The sequence below is a fragment of the Endozoicomonas sp. SESOKO2 genome (assembly GCF_024606245.1).
Classification (GTDB): Bacteria; Pseudomonadota; Gammaproteobacteria; order Pseudomonadales; family Endozoicomonadaceae; genus Endozoicomonas_A.
The window spans coordinates 1-1,159 of record NZ_JAHHPQ010000729.1 but is presented as its reverse complement, the minus strand read 5'-3'; the positions used below and the strand labels follow the sequence as shown (position 1 = coordinate 1,159).

Annotated in this window: 1 protein-coding gene; it reads left to right on the top strand. The window is 43.6% G+C overall.

What is annotated here, in order from left to right:
• Positions 1-328 precede the first annotated feature (328 nt).
• Positions 329-1,159, top strand: an 831-nt coding sequence (locus KDK17_RS17380) for a LysR substrate-binding domain-containing protein (RefSeq protein ID WP_257288668.1), incomplete at its 3' end; no start/stop codon positions are given.

Sequence of the window (1,159 nt, the reverse complement as noted above, 5' to 3'; positions counted from 1 at the left end):
GTTTTATTATTGGTCTGGTGATGGTCAATAAATTATAAGAAGCAGGCTTATTTCTTGAATAATCAATAAATCAATGGAGTCTTATAAGGAAGACTTATGAGTAGATAATTGTAAATCTATTTTTAATTCAAAACTTGTTCGGACTCCTTAGAAAAAACAAAAATTATCGAAAGATGACATACTCTTCTTTATAATTAAAAATCAATTATTTATGCGATAAATGTAATATTATTTTATGTCTGTTGAGATTGGTTTCAGCCATGTTTAATTTATGCCAACCGCGGTCGTAACGTCCTTTTTGAGTGGGCCATTGGTATCGGAGCAGTAGATGCATATCACATTGAGACAGCTTGCAATTTTTAAGGCGGTCGCCCAGTGCGGCAGAGTCACTGCAGCGGCAGAATCGCTGTTTATTTCACAGCCTGCTGCCAGTATGGCTCTGTCAGAACTGGAGAAGCATTTAGGTCCTTTATTTGACCGGCACGCTGGCGCGTCCATGACATTAAACGATTCTGGACGTGCATTATTACCATTGGCTGCAGAGCTGATTGACCGCGCCCATGAGATCGAAACGCAGTTTATAGAGAACAGCTGTTATGAAGAGGGAGCGCTGAAGATTCATGCAAGTTCCACCATTGGCAATAACCTGATGCCTCGTATCCTTGGGGATTTTTTCAAGGAATTCCCTCATATCAGGGCCGAATTGACGGTTGATAATACCCGTAGTATTCAGCAGAGAATATTGGCTATGGAGGTTGATCTGGCCGTAGTGGAAGGTAGCTGTCTGCACCCGGATATTGAAGTGATCCCCTGGCGCGAAGATGAGCTTGTTATTATTTGTCACCCTGATCATCCCATGGCCGGGAAGACAGTGGATCTTCAGTCACTGAAAGACGAAGAGTGGATACTCAGGGAGACAGGCTCGGGAACACGTGAACTGTTTGATGAAGTGCTGGCTGCACGCTTGTGTACGCCCAACGTCATTATGAGCCTTAACCGGGCTGAAGCCGTTAAGCAGGCTGTCATGGAAGGACTGGGTATTGGTTGTATTTCCAACCTGGCTGTATGGCGAGCCAGGAATGCGGGTCTGCTATCAACAATCAGCGTGTCTGACCTGACCCTGAATCGTCATTTTTATTTGTTACTAAACAGAAAAAAA